The 14,787-nt window shown below is 60.4% G+C and carries 13 protein-coding genes, 1 tRNA gene and 2 pseudogenes; 13 read left to right on the top strand and 3 right to left on the bottom strand.

The genetic code is table 11. The annotated features are described in order from the left end of the window. Position 1: 1 nt before the first annotated feature. The 9 genes and pseudogenes from PBDP_RS07000 to PBDP_RS06960 all read left to right on the top strand — a co-directional run bounded on the left by PBDP_RS07000 (position 2) and on the right by PBDP_RS06960 (position 10,447). The gene (locus tag PBDP_RS07000; protein ID WP_109755905.1) at positions 2–727 is read left to right on the top strand and encodes an urea amidolyase associated protein UAAP1; all 726 of its coding nucleotides are present in this window, start codon (positions 2–4) and stop codon (positions 725–727) included. Positions 728–738: 11 nt separating this feature from the next. Then, positions 739–1,380 carry an urea amidolyase associated protein UAAP2 gene (locus PBDP_RS06995; protein ID WP_212802002.1) on the top strand — a complete coding sequence of 214 codons (642 nt, stop codon included), beginning with the start codon at positions 739–741 and terminating at the stop codon, positions 1,378–1,380. A 303-nt stretch (positions 1,381–1,683) separates the two neighbouring features. Beyond that, positions 1,684–5,313, top strand: a complete 3,630-nt coding sequence (uca, locus tag PBDP_RS06990) for an urea carboxylase (protein ID WP_212802001.1) — start codon at positions 1,684–1,686, stop codon at positions 5,311–5,313. 22 nt (positions 5,314–5,335) lie between these two features. Further along, positions 5,336–7,111, top strand: a complete 1,776-nt coding sequence (gene atzF / locus PBDP_RS06985) for an allophanate hydrolase (RefSeq protein WP_212802000.1) — start codon at positions 5,336–5,338, stop codon at positions 7,109–7,111. A 354-nt stretch (positions 7,112–7,465) separates the two neighbouring features. Next, positions 7,466–8,077 (top strand): annotated as a pseudogene (locus PBDP_RS06980) (GGDEF domain-containing protein); the annotation flags it as partial. After that, on the top strand, positions 8,070–8,288 hold the full coding sequence (locus PBDP_RS06975) for a cysteine-rich CWC family protein (RefSeq protein ID WP_109755910.1): 219 nt from the start codon (positions 8,070–8,072) through the stop codon (positions 8,286–8,288). The pseudogene PBDP_RS06980 and the gene PBDP_RS06975, both read left to right, overlap by 8 nt. A 35-nt stretch (positions 8,289–8,323) precedes the next feature. Continuing rightward, positions 8,324–9,016, top strand: a complete 693-nt coding sequence (locus PBDP_RS06970) for a pseudouridine synthase (RefSeq protein WP_109755911.1) — start codon at positions 8,324–8,326, stop codon at positions 9,014–9,016. 310 nt (positions 9,017–9,326) lie between these two features. Then, positions 9,327–10,211, top strand: coding sequence for an alpha/beta fold hydrolase (locus tag PBDP_RS06965; RefSeq protein ID WP_212801999.1), 885 nt, complete (start codon positions 9,327–9,329; stop codon positions 10,209–10,211). A gap of 162 nt (positions 10,212–10,373) precedes the next feature. Beyond that, positions 10,374–10,447: transfer RNA gene (locus tag PBDP_RS06960), tRNA-Gly, on the top strand. Positions 10,448–10,759: 312 nt separating this feature from the next. Here the strand turns inward: PBDP_RS06960 and PBDP_RS06955 are convergent. Next, the gene (locus PBDP_RS06955) at positions 10,760–11,092 is read right to left on the bottom strand and encodes a type II toxin-antitoxin system HicB family antitoxin (protein WP_024616089.1); all 333 of its coding nucleotides are present in this window, start codon (positions 11,090–11,092) and stop codon (positions 10,760–10,762) included. Next, positions 11,089–11,343: a type II toxin-antitoxin system HicA family toxin gene (locus PBDP_RS06950; protein WP_212801998.1), complete on the bottom strand. Its 255-nt coding sequence runs from the start codon at positions 11,341–11,343 to the stop codon at positions 11,089–11,091. The genes PBDP_RS06955 and PBDP_RS06950 overlap by 4 nt, the downstream gene beginning before the upstream one ends. Positions 11,344–12,176: 833 nt before the next feature. On the opposite strand from PBDP_RS06950, the gene PBDP_RS06945 reads away from it, so the two are divergent. After that, positions 12,177–12,476 (top strand): DUF3077 domain-containing protein, encoded by a 300-nt coding sequence (locus PBDP_RS06945; protein WP_212801997.1) that lies wholly within the window; start codon positions 12,177–12,179, stop codon positions 12,474–12,476. A gap of 115 nt (positions 12,477–12,591) precedes the next feature. Here the strand turns inward: PBDP_RS06945 and PBDP_RS06940 are convergent, their stop codons facing one another. Beyond that, the gene (locus PBDP_RS06940; protein WP_024616088.1) at positions 12,592–13,074 is read right to left on the bottom strand and encodes an Lrp/AsnC family transcriptional regulator; all 483 of its coding nucleotides are present in this window, start codon (positions 13,072–13,074) and stop codon (positions 12,592–12,594) included. 145 nt (positions 13,075–13,219) lie between these two features. Between PBDP_RS06940 and PBDP_RS06935 the strand changes: the two genes are divergently transcribed. The 3 genes and pseudogenes from PBDP_RS06935 (at position 13,220) to PBDP_RS06925 (ending at position 14,759) form a co-directional block, all read left to right on the top strand. Then, positions 13,220–13,849: a LysE family translocator gene (locus tag PBDP_RS06935; RefSeq protein WP_212801996.1), complete on the top strand. Its 630-nt coding sequence runs from the start codon at positions 13,220–13,222 to the stop codon at positions 13,847–13,849. A 282-nt stretch (positions 13,850–14,131) separates the two neighbouring features. Further along, positions 14,132–14,308: pseudogene (locus PBDP_RS06930) on the top strand (type II toxin-antitoxin system HicA family toxin); the annotation flags it as partial. A 40-nt stretch (positions 14,309–14,348) separates the two neighbouring features. Continuing rightward, positions 14,349–14,759 carry a type II toxin-antitoxin system HicB family antitoxin gene (locus PBDP_RS06925; protein WP_109755917.1) on the top strand — a complete coding sequence of 137 codons (411 nt, stop codon included), beginning with the start codon at positions 14,349–14,351 and terminating at the stop codon, positions 14,757–14,759. The last annotated feature ends 28 nt before the right edge of the window (positions 14,760–14,787 follow it).

Genomic DNA, 14,787 nt, shown 5'->3' with positions numbered 1-14,787 from the left:
CATGACCGATTCGATCTCTATGTTTCCACCCTTCGCCGAAGAACTGCTGCCCGGTGGCGGCCACCGTTCCTTCGTGCTCAAGCGCGGCCAACTGCTGCGCCTGACCGATCTGCGCGGCGGAGCCAACGTGAGCCTGACGCTGCTCAATGCCCACGAAAAAACCGAACGCCTGAACCTGCCCGACAGCCTCAAATGCCAACACACCGCCAAGCTCACCGCCGGCCATTGCCTGTATTCGGACATGGGCCGGGTACTGGCGGCCATCACCGCCGACACCTGCGGCTGGAGCGACAGCCTGGGCGGTGTGCTCTGCGCCGAGGAAGTCGCTGAAAAATACGGCCAGGGCCGCTACCAGGAACTGCGCAACGGCTTCTTTCGCAACGGCACCGACAACCTGCTGGTGGAATTGGGCAAATGGGGGCTGGGCCTGTCCGACCTGCTGATGACCCTCAATCTGTTCAGCCGGGTCGATGTCGATGAGGCCGGAGGCTTTCATTTCGTTGAAGGCAACTCCCAGGCCGGCGACTACATCGAGCTCTATGCACCGATGGACACCCTGGTGGTGCTGACCGCGCTGCAACATCCGATGGACCCGAATCCACAATACGCCCCGCAACCGCTCAAGCTCAGCTGGATGAACGCTGACCCCAGCGTCGCCGAGCACTGCCGCCAGTCGCGCCCGGAAAACCAGCGCGGCTTCATCAACACCGACCGCCTGTTCGCCTGAGGATCGCTGCCATGTCACCCGCCATCGCCACCGTACAAAAGCAGCCTGAAAGCGCTATCTACCGCGCCACCATTCCCGCCGGGGAGCCCTGGCTGACGGAAGTCAAGAAGGGCCAGACCCTGCGCATCCTCGACCTGGAAGGCAACCAGGCGGTCGATACGCTGTTCTACAGCCTGGCCAACCCCAAGGAGCGCTATGACGTACAGCGCACCCTGCGCCGACAAAACAGCGTTTACCTGAGCACCGGCAGCGTCCTGTACTCCAACCTCGGCCAGCCGATGCTGACCATCGTCGAAGACACTTGCGGACGCCACGACACCCTCGGCGGTGCCTGCGCCCAGGAAAGCAACACCGTGCGCTACGCCCTGGAAAAACGCTACATGCACAGCTGCCGCGACAACTACCTGCGGGCCTGTGCCCACGACGGGCGCCTGGGCAAGGGCGACATCGGGCCGAACATCAATTTTTTCATGAACGTGCCGGTCACCGCCGACGGCGGCCTGACCTTCGAAGACGGCATCTCGGCACCGGGCAAATACGTCGACCTGCGGGCCGAGATGGATGTGATCGTCCTGATCTCCAACTGCCCACAACTGAACAACCCGTGCAACGCCTACAACCCCACGCCAGCGGAGCTCTTGATATGGAACTGAAATTCAGCCGCCTGCGGCGCTGGCTGTTTGTGTTGTGCCAGAGCCGGTCGGGGCAGTGCATTAAATAAACACAGATTTTATGAACACCACCAATCCCCTGTGGGAGCGAGCCTGCTCGCGATAGCGATCTGTCAGTCACATTGATGTTGGATGTACCACCGCTATCGCGAGCAGGCTCGCTCCCACAAGGGGTGCAGTGGTGTTTGGAAGTTTGCCGCCAGGGACGACCCCGGCGGCCATCGAAAACTGCGGGACGGCCCGCATCCCAGTTCAGGCAGCGCTCATGCCTGAAGGGGTAATGCCATGTTCGAAAAAATCCTCATCGCCAACCGTGGCGCCATCGCCTGCCGCATTCTGCGGACCTTGCGCGAACTGAAAGTCGAAGGCGTCGCGGTGTATTCCCAGGCCGACGCCGCCAGCTTGCATATCCTCCAGGCCGATGAAGCCCACTGCCTGGGCGACGGCGCGGCGGCCGCTACTTACCTGGCGGTGGACAAGCTCCTGGCGATCGCCAAAAGCAGCGGCGCGACGGCGATTCACCCCGGCTACGGTTTCCTCTCGGAAAACGCCGCCTTCGCCGAAGCCTGCGAGGCTGCCGGAATCGCCTTCATCGGTCCGACGCCAGAGCAACTGCGGGTGTTCGGCCTCAAGCACACCGCCCGCGACCTGGCGCGCCGACACGGCGTACCACTGCTCGAAGGCACCGAACTGCTCGACAGCCTCGACGCCGCGCTGCTGGCGGGGACGCAGGTCGGTTATCCGGTGATGCTCAAAAGCACTGCCGGCGGCGGCGGCATCGGCATGCGCGTGTGTCGCAGTGCCGCCGAGCTGAGCGAATCCTTCGAAACAGTGAAGCGCCTGGGCCAGAACAACTTCAGCGATGCCGGGGTGTTCATCGAGAAGTACATCGAGCGCGCGCGGCATCTTGAGGTGCAGGTGTTCGGCGACGGCCAGGGCCAGGTGATCGCCCTGGGCGTGCGCGACTGCTCGGTGCAACGGCGCAACCAGAAAGTCCTCGAAGAAACGCCTGCGCCGAATCTGCCCGAGGGCATGGCTGACGAGCTCTGCGCAGCGGCGATCCAACTGGCCAAGGCCGTGAACTACCGCAGCGCCGGCACTGTGGAGTTCGTCTTCGACAGCGACGCGGGACGCTTCTATTTCCTGGAAGTGAACACCCGCCTGCAAGTGGAGCACGGCGTCACCGAGCAGGTGTGGGGCGTGGACCTGGTGCGTTGGATGGTGCAACTGGCCGCCGGTGATCTGCCGCCACTGAGCGAATTGAGCCAGGGTCTGAAAGCCGAGGGCCACGCGATCCAGGCGCGCTTGTACGCCGAAGATCCGGGCCGGGATTTCCAGCCGAGTCCAGGGCTGCTGACTGCCGTGAATTTCCCCCAGGCCGACGGTACACAACTGCGAATCGACACGTGGGTCGAGGCCGGTTGCCAGATCCCGCCCTATTTCGACCCGATGATCGCCAAAGTCATTCGCTGGGCGCCGACCCGCGAGCAGGCGCGCCTGGGCTTGCATCAAGCGCTGGACGAAAGCCTGTTGTACGGCGTCGAAACCAACCGCCAATACCTGCAACAGATTCTCCTCGACGCGCCGTTCGCCAGCGGCCAGCCGTGGACGCGTTGCCTGGAAGCGTTGGTCTATCGCGCCAATACCGTTGAAGTCCTCAGCCCCGGCACCCAGACCAGCGTCCAGGACTATCCTGGCCGGCTCGGTTATTGGGCGGTGGGGGTGCCGCCGTCAGGGCCGATGGACAGCCGTTCGCTGCGCCTGGGCAATCGCCTGCTGGGCAACGAAGACGGGGCAGCGGCATTGGAAATCACCATGAACGGGCCGCTGCTGCGTTTCAACTGCGCTGCCCGGGTGGCAGTGACCGGTGCGGCGATTGCCCTCACGCTCAATGGTGAAGCCGTGCCGATGAACACCCCGTTGTCGATTGACGCCGGTGCTACCCTCGCGATCGGCAATATCTCTGGCGCCGGCGCGCGCAGCTACCTGTGCCTGCAAGGCGGCGTGCAAGTGCCGGATTACCTGGGCAGTAAAAGCACCTTCACCCTCGGCCAGTTTGGCGGCCACGGCGGACGAGCGCTGTGCACCGGTGACGTGCTGCACCTGGCGCAGCTGGATGAGCACTCGACCTTGCCGCCAACGAGCGCGCCGCTTCTGGACTTGCCGAGCGTACGCCAGGTCCGCGTGATCTACGGCCCGCACGGCGCGCCCGAATACTTCACCGAGCGCTACATCCAGACATTCTTCGACACGGCCTGGGAAGTGCACTTCAACTCCAGCCGCACCGGTGTCCGCCTGATCGGGCCGAAACCCGAATGGGTACGCGTCGACGGTGGCGAGGCCGGGCTGCATCCTTCCAACATCCATGACAACCCCTACGCCATCGGGGCCGTGGACTTCACCGGCGACATGCCTGTCATCCTCGGCCCCGACGGCCCGAGCCTGGGGGGATTCGTCTGCCCGGTGACGGTGATCGAGGCAGACCTCTGGCAATTGGGGCAACTCAAGGCTGGGGACAAGGTGCGATTTGTACCTGTGGACCTGAAAACTGCCCGCTCACTGGCCTTGGAATGGGATCAATGTGGGAGCGAGCCTGCTCGCGATGAAGTTGATGCGGTGTCTGATATGGCCCCATCGCGAGCAGGCTCGCTCCCACAGGGGTTGGGGTCGCCTGTGGTGTTGGATATCGCCCAGGACGATACCCGCCTCGTGGCGAGATTAGCCGGCGACACCCATCTGCTGCTGGAAATCGGCGCCCCCGAACTGGACCTGGCACTGCGCTTTCGCGGCCACGCCTTGATGCAGGCTTTGGAACACAAGCAACTGCCTGGCGTGATCGACCTCACGCCGGGCATTCGCTCATTGCAAGTGCACTACCAACCCGAGCGAATGCCCCTGGCCGATCTGTTGAGCATCATTGTCGGTGAATGGGACGCGGTGTGCGCCGCACAGGACCTGCAAGTACCCTCGCGCATCGTCCACCTGCCATTGTCCTGGGATGATCCGGCCTGCCAACTGGCCATCGAAAAATACATGACCACGGTGCGCAAGGACGCGCCCTGGTGCCCGAGCAACCTAGAGTTCATCCGACGCATCAACGACCTGCCCAACCTCGACGAAGTGCAACGCACGGTGTTTGACGCCAGCTACCTGGTGATGGGCCTGGGGGACGTCTACCTCGGCGCACCGGTCGCCACGCCGCTGGACCCACGTCATCGGCTGGTGACCACCAAATACAACCCGGCCCGGACCTGGACCGCGGAAAACTCGGTGGGCATCGGCGGTGCTTATATGTGCGTGTACGGCATGGAAGGTCCCGGCGGCTATCAGTTCGTCGGCCGCACGTTGCAGATGTGGAATCGTTATCGGGATGTCGCCGCATTCGACGGCAAGCCCTGGCTGCTGCGGTTTTTCGACCAGATCCGCTTCTACCCGGTCAGCGCCGATGAACTGCTGCGCATTCGCCGGGATTTCCCCCTGGGCCGTTTCGACCTGAACATCGAACACAGCCAGCTGAACCTTGCTGACTATCAGCGTTTCCTGATGCAGGAGGCGGACAGCATCGCCGCGTTCCGACAGCAGCAACAACGCGCCTTCGATGCCGAGCGCGAGCGCTGGATCGCCAGTGGCCAGGCGCACTTCGACAGTGAAGAAGCGGCCATCGCGCCAAGCGAAGATTCGCTGCTGAGCGAGAATCAACTGAGCGTCGACAGCCACATCGCCGGCAACCTCTGGCAGGTTCAGGTGGATGTTGGCGCGCGGGTCGCCGCCGGTGATGTGCTGGTGATTCTGGAGTCGATGAAGATGGAAATCCCGTTGCTTGCGCCCTCGGCCGGCGTGGTGCGCGAAGTGCGCGTGCAGCCCGGTTCGGCGGTGCGCGCCGGACAGCGCGTCGTGGTACTGGACCGTGACTGAACTCAATCAAAGGATTAACACCATGAACCTCTCTCTTCGCTTGGACGACCTGCGCAATACCTACCGCAGCGGCGAACTGACGCCACGCACATTGCTATTGGGCCTGCGGGAAAAAGCCGCGGCGTTGAATCCGGACTATCACCTGTTTATCCACCTGCTCACGGTCGAAGAACTGGAACCCTACCTGGCCGCGTTGGAAAGCCGCGACCTGGAAAGCCTGCCCCTGTACGGTGTTCCTTTTGCCATCAAGGACAACATCGACCTGGCCGGCATTGCGACCACGGCCGCCTGCCCGGCGTTTGCCTACGTGCCGGACCGTTCGGCCACCGTCGTCGAGCAATTGCTGGCACTGGGCGCGATCCCCCTGGGCAAGACCAACCTCGACCAATTCGCCACCGGGCTCAATGGCACTCGCTCGCCCTACGGCGCATGCCGCAACAGCGTGTTGCCCGACTACCCGGCAGGCGGTTCGAGCGCCGGCTCGTCGCTGGCCGTGGCCCTGGGCGTGGCGAGCTTTGCCTTGGGCACCGATACCGCCGGCTCCGGTCGAGTGCCAGCAGCACTGAATAACCTGGTGGGGTTGAAGGCCACCCTGGGGTTGATCTCTACGGCGGGCGTGGTCCCGGCCTGTCGCACACTGGACTGCGTCACGACCTTCACGGCCACGGCGAAAGAAGCCAGCCAGTTACTGGCGCTGACGGCCCGTCCAGACCCTCGTGACGACTACAGCCGCCACAACCCGCAGTGGAACGATGGCTCTGCGTTCGGCGCGCCCCGGCGCTTTCGCTTCGGCGTGCCGCGCCAGCAGGACCTGGCATTTTTCGGCTGCCCTGAAGGTCCGCAACTGTTTATGGAAACCATCGAACGACTTGAACGCCTGGGCGGCGAAGCCGTGGAACTGGACTTGTCGCCATTCCTGGAAGCGGCGCGGTTGCTTTATGAAGGACCTTGGGTAGCCGAACGCTACAGCGTTGCCGGCCCATTGATAGAGCGCGAGCCGCAAGCCGTACTGCCGGTCATCCGCGCCGTCCTGGCGAAAGCGCCGACGGTAGATGGCGTACAGACCTTCCGCGCCCGGTACCGTTTGCAAGCGCTCAAAGCTCAATGCGACCGCGCCATGGACGCGCTCGATTGCGTGCTCACACCCACCATCGGCCGTCCGGTGACCCTCGCCGAACTGGCCGCCGAACCTGTGCTACGCAACTCGGAGCTGGGTTACTACACCAATTTCATGAATCTGCTGGACTACGCCGCCGTCGCCGTTCCCTGTGCGTTCATGGCCAACGGCTTGCCTTGGGGAGTGACGCTGTTCGGTCGGGCCTTTACCGATCAATACCTCTTGAGCGTGGCCGATGCCTTGCAGCGTCAACGGGACAAGGCCTTGCCAGTTCCCGATGCCCCGGCTCGCCACGACCGCGCGCGGCTGGTGGTGTGTGGCGCACACCTGGACGGGTTGGCGCTGAACTGGCAGCTCAAGCAACGCGGTGCCCGGCTGATCGAGGTCACCCAAAGCTCGGCGGACTACCGCCTTTATGCCTTGGCCGGCGGCCCACCCTTGCGTCCCGGCATGCTTCGGGTCGACGAAGGCGGCGTGGCGATCGAGGTCGAGGTCTGGGAACTGCCGAGCAGTGAACTGGGCTCATTCCTGACTGGCATCCCCGCACCGTTGGGACTGGGCAAGGTGCAACTGGCCGATGGCCGCTGGGAAAGCGGATTCATCTGCGAGGCATATGGTTTGGAGGGCGCGCAGGACATCAGTCATTTGGGGGGATGGCGGGCTTATCTAAATTACCCTTGAGTAAACAGTACTCTGTGGCGAGGGGATTTATCCCCGCTGGGCTGCGCAGCAGCCCCAAAACCTGTCAGCGCGGTGTATCAGACAGAGTGCATTGGGGCCGCTTCGCGACCCAGCGGGGATAAATCCCCTCGCCACAATCTTGCAAACCTGCAAATCCGAGCACCTTTTCCCACAGGGCCACTAAACTGATTTCATTGGGTCTGCGCCAAGGGAAACGCCATGTCGCTCCGTTCGCCGTTGTATTCCCAGCACAAGCCGCTCCTGGCCGTGGCGGCGCTGCTCGGTACAGGATTCCTGATCATTGCATTACTGGGCTATTACGCAGCCCATGCCTCAGTACGCGACCACATGCTCAAGACGCTGTACTTGAACCTGCTGATCGGCGCCCTCGTGATGCTGGTTGTCCTGACAATCGTTTATCGGCTGATCAACAGCTACCAACAGCGCATTGATGCCCAAGCGACTCTCGACAGCCTGACCGAACTGCCAAACCGCCGTGGCTTCGACCTGCTGGCCGTGCAAGCCCTGCATGAAGCCCAGCGCGAGCCAAAACCCTTGACTGCGCTGCTGCTGGAACTGGACGATTTCAAACGGTTGGATACCCTCCATGGTCATATCGCCACCGATCAACTACTGACCGGATTCGCTCGCGACCTGACGCAAAGCCTGCGGCATTCGGACATCGTATGTCGTTGGAGCACTGAAGCCTTTGTCGTTCTGCTCAAGGACACCGATGGACAGACCGGTCTGAAAATCGCTGAGAAAATTCGTCAGTACATCGAAAAGCAGCGCTATTTCTGCAGTGGAAAACAACTGCTGGTCACCGTCAGTCTCGGCCTCACCACCTTGCAGGACAAAGACACCTTGCACAGCCTGCTGTCGCGGACCGATCATGCACTGCAACGCGCCCGGCAAACCGGGTGCAACCGAACCTGCGTGGAAATGCCTCACTCCAGTTATGAATAAACCCGACCTTTGCCCGGCCTGCGGTGGCGCCAATGACTGCACCCTGGCCGACCCACGAACCGTCGACCGGGCCTGCTGGTGTTTCGGCGTGAGCATCGACCCGGCCGTGCTCGAGGCATTGCCAGCCGAGCTGCGTGATCGCGCCTGCCTGTGCCCGCGTTGCGCGCAGGTCGAAGCCCAGTTGCGCGCCAAGCCTCGACCAATCGCGTAAGATACCCGCCCTCCGCTGCCCTGCCTGAACTGCCCATGCGCGTCGACCGTTTCCTCAGTAATCTGCCGCGATTCAATCGCCAACAAGTACGCCTGTTGCTGGTGGAGCGCCGGGTGCGGATCGATGGCCAAGTCGTCAGCGATCCCCATGCTTCCGTACGTGAATTCAGTCGCGTTGAAATCGACGATGAAGTGCTGCAAGCAGGCCGCCCCGCGCGCTACTTCATGCTGCACAAGCCACCCGGCTGCGTCAGTGCGACCCGCGATCCGCAACACTCCACTGTCCTCGACTGGCTGGACGAAGCGGACAAGGATGACCTGCACATCGCCGGGCGCCTGGATTTCAACACCACCGGGCTGATGCTGATCACCAATGACGGCACCTGGTCACGGCGCCTGACCCAACCGCAGACCAAACTGCCCAAGGTCTACTACGTCGAAACCGAGCAAATCATTACCGCCGAATATGCCGACACCTTCGCCCGGGGCCTGTACTTTGCCTTCGAAGACCTCACCACCCAACCGGCAGAACTGACGCTGCTGGGGGAAAGATCGGCGCGCCTGAGCATCGTTGAAGGGCGCTACCATCAGGTCAAGCGCATGTTCGGCCACTTCAACAACAAGGTGCTGCGCCTGCATCGCGAGCGCATGGGCCCGCTGACGTTGGACGCCGATCTCGAACCGGGCCAATACCGCGCCCTGAGCTCCGAAGAAGTCCATCTCATCTGAACCCGCTACCGCTGGGCAGAAGTGTCGAACAATTTTCCAAGAGGTACTTGCGCAACGCTCGTCCCCCTGCTTGAATCAAACCGTCGGCCGAAATGTGACCGATGAGTCACAACATACTTCCAAGAAACTTTTTGCCGGCTGGAACCCTCAGGTTCCGCCTTGTGCCGCCGGCGAACTGCCCGCCTATAACAACACCCGTCGACCATTTTTCTGGATCGACATGGGCCTTATCTTCCAGGCGTATGCCTACCTGTCACATTGCCCGTGCAATCTCATTGCGCGCATACCCGCTTGCCAGGAGTCTTATGACATGAGGCCAGAAATCGCTGTGCTGGATATACAGGGTCAGTATCGGGTTTACACGGAGTTCTATCGCGCAGACGCCGCACAAAAGACCATCATTCTGGTCAACGGCTCAATGGCCACCACCGCGTCGTTTGCACAGACCGCCAAAAACCTCTACCCGCAATTCAATGTCGTGCTGTACGACCAGCCCTACGCGGGCAAGTCCAAGGCCCACAATCGGCACGAGAAAATGCTGACGAAGGAGGTCGAAGGGCAGATCCTCCTGGAACTGATCGACCACTTCGCCGCCGAGCACGTGCTGTCGTTTTCCTGGGGTGGCGCCGCCACGCTGAGCGCCTTGGCCCACCGGCCACGACGCATCGAAAAAGCGGTGATCAGCTCGTTCTCGCCAGTGCTCAATGCGCCGATGCGCGACTACCTTGAACGCGGTGTGGATTACCTGGGCAGCCTGGACGGCGACCGTGTCGGGCACTTGGTCAACAGCACCATCGGCAAGCATTTGCCGCCACTGTTCAAGCGCTTCAACTATCGCCATGTCAGCAGTCTGGCCGAACATGAGTACGGGCAGATGCGCTTCCACATCACCGACGTGCTCAACAGCGACCAGCAGTGCTACATCAATGCGGCCAAGAAAATCAACGTACCGGTGCTGTTCCTGAACGGCGAATGGGACGAATACACCTCGGCCGACGACGCCAGGCTCTTCGCCAACCATGTCGAGCACAGCACCTTCAGCACGCTGCAAGCCACCGGGCACTTCCTGGACATGGAACACAAAGCCGCCTGCCGCGACAGCCGCAACGCCTTGATGGGTTTCCTCACACCGGAACACCACGAAAGCCGTCCGCGCTATAGCAATGTGCAGAGCTACCATGCACTGGCCATCTGAAACCGAGTCCTGGCGAGCAAGCCCCATCCTGCGCCTTCAGCAACGGGGCTTGCCCGCCAACGACCGCTCTGGTTTGAGGCTCGCATAGACGACTGACCGCACGCCATGTGAAGAAAAACTTCAAATCCGTGCCCACATCTGGTACAAAGTCAGCCGCTCTGAGCGGGTGTCGTATAATGGCATTACTCCAGCTTCCCAAGCTGATAACGAGGGTTCGATTCCCTTCACCCGCTCCAATCGAATTCTGGTCCCGCGCTGTGTGTTGGCGAGGGATAAAAAAACCGGCCCTTGGTGGCCGGTTTTTTTTGGTCTGGTGTTTGTGGAGGTTGCGCCCCTGACGGTCGCGCCGAGGATTTAGGGCGGTAAGCGTGCCTACCCAACCGGATTGGGCTATGCCGAAAGCCCCGGCGTTTTCGTAGCGGGGCTTTTTGTATCTTGGCCGCCTACTTGTGTCGTTCATTGCTCAGCCCCAGTTATGGGCCGTGGACTGTCGGCAAACGATGTTTAACGGAGGCAAATGAAATCTGACTTCCTGTCGCAGCCTGTCTTCAAGCGTGCACTTCACGATCAAGAACATCGGCCACCCACTGGTTGATGCTCTTGTGGGCGAGCTGAGCTTTCACGGCGACTGTTGCATGGAGCGCGGGGGCTAGGCGTAAGCTGAGATTGCCAGAATAGGGCTTCTGCGGTGCTCGCCCCAGCTTGGCACAGGTTTCCAGATAATCAGTCACCGCCTCTTCAAACGCGGCTCGAAGCTCGCTGACAGATTCGCCGTGAAACCCGACGACATCCTTAATACCAGCGATATGGCCCACAAACAGACCGTCTTCATCACTGTAGTCGATCCGGGCGGCGTAGCCCTGATAATTCATAACGTTCACGGGGTAACTCCTGCTTGTTCAAGGAAAGCCCGAGCATCACGTATTTGGTAGGGCTTTGCTTCTTTGTCTGGGTGGGGCCGGTGGAACGTTGCGACCACGCCATTCAATTCAAAACGTACACGCGATCCACTGCCTTCAATGGTCTTGGCACCCGCTGCGCCAAGCAGCGACTCAATACGAGCCCACTCCAGCGTTGAAGGCGTCGGCCTGGAAAATATGGCTCTGAGCGTGCTGTGCTGCTTATTGTTCATGGTATTACACCGTGATACCAAAAAAAAGATTTATCACCTGCGCTGACGACGCCGACGTGTGAGTAGCACCGATTAATAAAGTCAAGATGCGGACATGGTCATCCTTTCGGTTTTAACCAGCCCTCCAGCCCCACCTTTCGCGAAGCCGGCAAAATATGTCGGACGTCAATCGCTTATCACTAATCGTGCAGTCCGTTCTGCGGGGCACTATTTCCTATCTACCCTGCTGTGGATAGCGGGTAACTCCCGCTTCGTCTGTAGGCAAGATCAGAGAGTTGCGTGCGACAGAGAATCAACTGTTTTTCGGTCAGTTGATCGGATTGTTGGCCCTTGTTTTTTAAGTAGAGCCAACCTCGGAGATAGTCCTGAGAACAAATGAGTCCTCGCCACGTATCGCATGGCCCCAAAGGAGATTTGTAGGCAAAATCCGAGAATTACGTAGGGGGTGCGCTTACTTCGCTTTTCGGCGAGTTTTCGCCTTGTTGCCCTTGTCCTTCGGTGGCTACTCTCCCAAACGTCGCTGCAAATTCAGCGACCGGGCCTAGGAACCCGTTGAATTCAAGGCGCACAACGCCCATAAAATTGCAGGCGCTTTTTGTGTTTGCGATGATGTTCTATGGCGGCTGTGCGTGGGACACCCTCGGGTGTGCCGGGTGCCTTGATTCCCGGTTCCTAGCCCACGTACGGCCGCCACCCGAATCTAGGAAAGGATGGCGGCGGTTTCTCAAGTCAAGGAGTGAAACTATGCGAAACGCAATTCCATCCTATTTCCGCTCTTACCGAACCAAGCTTCAGCTTCGGGCCAACGACCTTCCGATCCTCAGAGGCAGGCCATGAACGAAAACACTGAGCTAAAAACCATCGGCTACACCCCCTTCAACTATTCCGCTGATCGAGCGCTGTTCCGTGTCAACGGCGGCGTCCCCATCCAAGAGGCATTGGAACGGGCGTCGGACCTTTTGCATCTCGCTCACCGGTTGGCCGAAGACGCGGCGTTTGAAAAGAGCACCGACCGCTACGCCTGGGCTGCGCATTTTTTGTTGGAAATGAGCAAGGCGGTGATTGATGACGTTGTGAAAGTCATTACGCCTAGACAAAAAGTTGAAGTTAGAAAAAAAGCCGAGAAACAATAGATAGACCGTACGTTTGAGAATGGGAGCCACGAGACTCCCACCTAACGACAAGACAAAAAGCCCCGGTGTTTTTCACAGCGGGGCTTTTGGGATCTTGGCCGCCCACTTGTGTCGTTCATTGCTCAGTGCCCGGCAAATGCCCCAACGGCAACGCCCCCGGCGTCTTCACCGTATGGATCGCAAAGTTGCTGCGGATATCGCTCACCCCCGGCAGTTTCAGCAGCCGCCCGGTGAGAAAACGGTCGTAGGCCCGCAAATCCGGCACCACCACTTGCAACAGAAAATCCGATTCACCCGACACCAGAAAAGCCGAGATCACCTCCGGCAATGCCGTAACCGCCTGGCGAAACGCTTCGGCTTGTTCGTCGTTGTGCCGTTCAACCTTCACGCCGACAAAGATCGTCAGTCCGAGCCCCACTTCATCACGGTCGAGGATGGCTTGGTAACCGCGAATGACACCGGCCTCTTCGAGCATCCGCACCCGGCGCAGGCAGGGTGACGGGGACAGGCCGATTTCTTCGGCCAGTTGCACGTTGCTCAGGCGGCCGTCGCGTTGCAGCGCGGCGAGGATTTTGCGATCGAAGGCATCCAGCTTCATGAATTGGCAGTTTCCGATGGAATGGTGCGAATAGCTGGCAGATTATGCCAATTAATGAAGCTTTAGAAGCTGACTTCGCAACCACCTGCCCTGCCCCTACGCCATAGACTGGGCACTCGCGAATCGTCGATGAAGGGGGTGTGGCATGGCAGAGCTCTGGTTGTTCCTGATGGCCTTGATGGTGGTCTACGTGTTGCCCGGGCCGGACATGATCCTGCTGCTGCAAACCGGTGCCCGTCAGGGCAGAGGCGCGGCGCTGGCGACGGCGGTGGGCCTGGGAATTGCTCGTGGGTGTCATGTTGCATTGGCAGCGTTGGGGCTCTCGGCCTTGTTCAAGACCGCGCCATGGACCTTTGATATGGTGCGTCTGGCCGGGGCCGCCTACCTGTTATGGATCGGTTTTCAATGCTTGCGGAGCACGTTGTTGCCGAGTTTTGAAAACACCACTGTCGAGGCCGGAAAGCGGCGCTGGTACCAGGCGATTCGGCGTGGGCTGCTGACCAATCTGCTCAACCCCAAGGCCTTGCTGTTTTGTTCAGTGTTGTTACCGCAATTCATCGATCCACAGGGCGGGCCGGTGCTGGGGCAATTCGCGACCCTGGGCGTGGTGCTGGTCGGCGTCGGCCTGCTCTTCGATAGCACTTACGCCTTGGTGGGTGTCGCACTTGGACGCTGGCTTCAGCGATCGCCTTCGGCCCAGCGTGTACAGCAGTGGTTGTTCGGGAGTCTTCTGATTGGTTTTGCTGTACGGCTGACGTTTGTGCAGCAGTCATAGCGACCGCAGCTTCGCGGAGTGGCTCCTGGTGTTTGAGCTGTAAATCCAGGGCTGCTTCGCCCCCCACCGGGAGCAAGCTCCCTCGCCCCACCCGCATTTTTCGCCCTGTCTCACATCCCGAAATAAACCCACCCTGCCCCTCTGCCGCCCTTGTACAACACCGCTTCTAGACTTCGTTGCAATGCCTGCGCGAACCCACCAGTGGCGTCCCTGGTAGGTATAGTGTTGATCATTAATTTTCAGTAGGTATAGTACCCACCAAGCACACCACACGGAGGTGTTGTGAATAGCCGATTTTTGATAAGCCAGATCGTTGCAGACGGGTGGTATCTGGTGCGGGTTCGGGGCAGTCACCATCACTTCAAGCACCCGACCAAACCGGGATTGGTCACGGTTCCTCATCCGAAGAAAGATCTGCTCAAGAAGACGGCCATCAGTATTTTGCAACAGGCGCTGCTTCAGCCGGCTCGTTGCGCGACGTTCCCGGAGGACGATGAATATGCTTTACCCGATTGCGATTTCCATGGGCGATGACAAGCACGCCTGGGGTGTTGAAGTGCCGGATATTCCCGGTTGTTTTTCTGCAGGCGACGACCTGGACGAGGCCATGGCGATGGCCCGTGAGGCCATTGAGGGACACTTCGAGATTTTGGCTGAAGATGGTTCGCCGATTCCACCGGCCAACACCGTTACCTTGCACGCAGCCAATCCGAAATTTGCCGGCTGCACCTGGGCGCTGGTGGACATCGATGTGACCAAGTACCTGGGCAAGGCGCAGAAACTCAACATCACGCTGCCCGGCTACCTGCTCAATCGTATTGATGAATATGTGTTGCACCATCCTGAAGAGAAGAGCCGATCCGGCTTCCTCGCTTCGGCAGCGCTGAAGGTGTTGCAGCAAGGCCGGTGAGAAAACCGCCACAACCTGTGGGAGCGAG

Origin of the sequence: Pseudomonas sp. St290, from assembly GCF_018325805.1 — a bacterium.
GTDB lineage: Bacteria > Pseudomonadota > Gammaproteobacteria > Pseudomonadales > Pseudomonadaceae > Aquipseudomonas > Aquipseudomonas bijieensis.
This window is presented reverse-complemented; position numbering and strand designations above follow the sequence as displayed.

What these genes read in the sequence shown, in the direction of transcription:
- PBDP_RS07000 (WP_109755905.1), top strand. Translation starts at nt 2, where the DNA reads ATGACCGATTCGATCTCTATGTTTCCACCCTTCGCCGAAGAACTGCTG.
- PBDP_RS06995 (WP_212802002.1), top strand. Translation starts at nt 739, where the DNA reads ATGTCACCCGCCATCGCCACCGTACAAAAGCAGCCTGAAAGCGCTATC.
- uca (WP_212802001.1), top strand. Translation starts at nt 1,684, where the DNA reads ATGTTCGAAAAAATCCTCATCGCCAACCGTGGCGCCATCGCCTGCCGC.
- atzF (WP_212802000.1), top strand. Translation starts at nt 5,336, where the DNA reads ATGAACCTCTCTCTTCGCTTGGACGACCTGCGCAATACCTACCGCAGC.
- PBDP_RS06975 (WP_109755910.1), top strand. Translation starts at nt 8,070, where the DNA reads ATGAATAAACCCGACCTTTGCCCGGCCTGCGGTGGCGCCAATGACTGC.
- PBDP_RS06970 (WP_109755911.1), top strand. Translation starts at nt 8,324, where the DNA reads ATGCGCGTCGACCGTTTCCTCAGTAATCTGCCGCGATTCAATCGCCAA.
- PBDP_RS06965 (WP_212801999.1), top strand. Translation starts at nt 9,327, where the DNA reads ATGAGGCCAGAAATCGCTGTGCTGGATATACAGGGTCAGTATCGGGTT.
- PBDP_RS06950 (WP_212801998.1), bottom strand. Translation starts at nt 11,343, where the DNA reads ATGAACAATAAGCAGCACAGCACGCTCAGAGCCATATTTTCCAGGCCG.
- PBDP_RS06945 (WP_212801997.1), top strand. Translation starts at nt 12,177, where the DNA reads ATGAACGAAAACACTGAGCTAAAAACCATCGGCTACACCCCCTTCAAC.
- PBDP_RS06940 (WP_024616088.1), bottom strand. Translation starts at nt 13,074, where the DNA reads ATGAAGCTGGATGCCTTCGATCGCAAAATCCTCGCCGCGCTGCAACGC.
- PBDP_RS06935 (WP_212801996.1), top strand. Translation starts at nt 13,220, where the DNA reads ATGGCAGAGCTCTGGTTGTTCCTGATGGCCTTGATGGTGGTCTACGTG.
- PBDP_RS06925 (WP_109755917.1), top strand. Translation starts at nt 14,349, where the DNA reads ATGCTTTACCCGATTGCGATTTCCATGGGCGATGACAAGCACGCCTGG.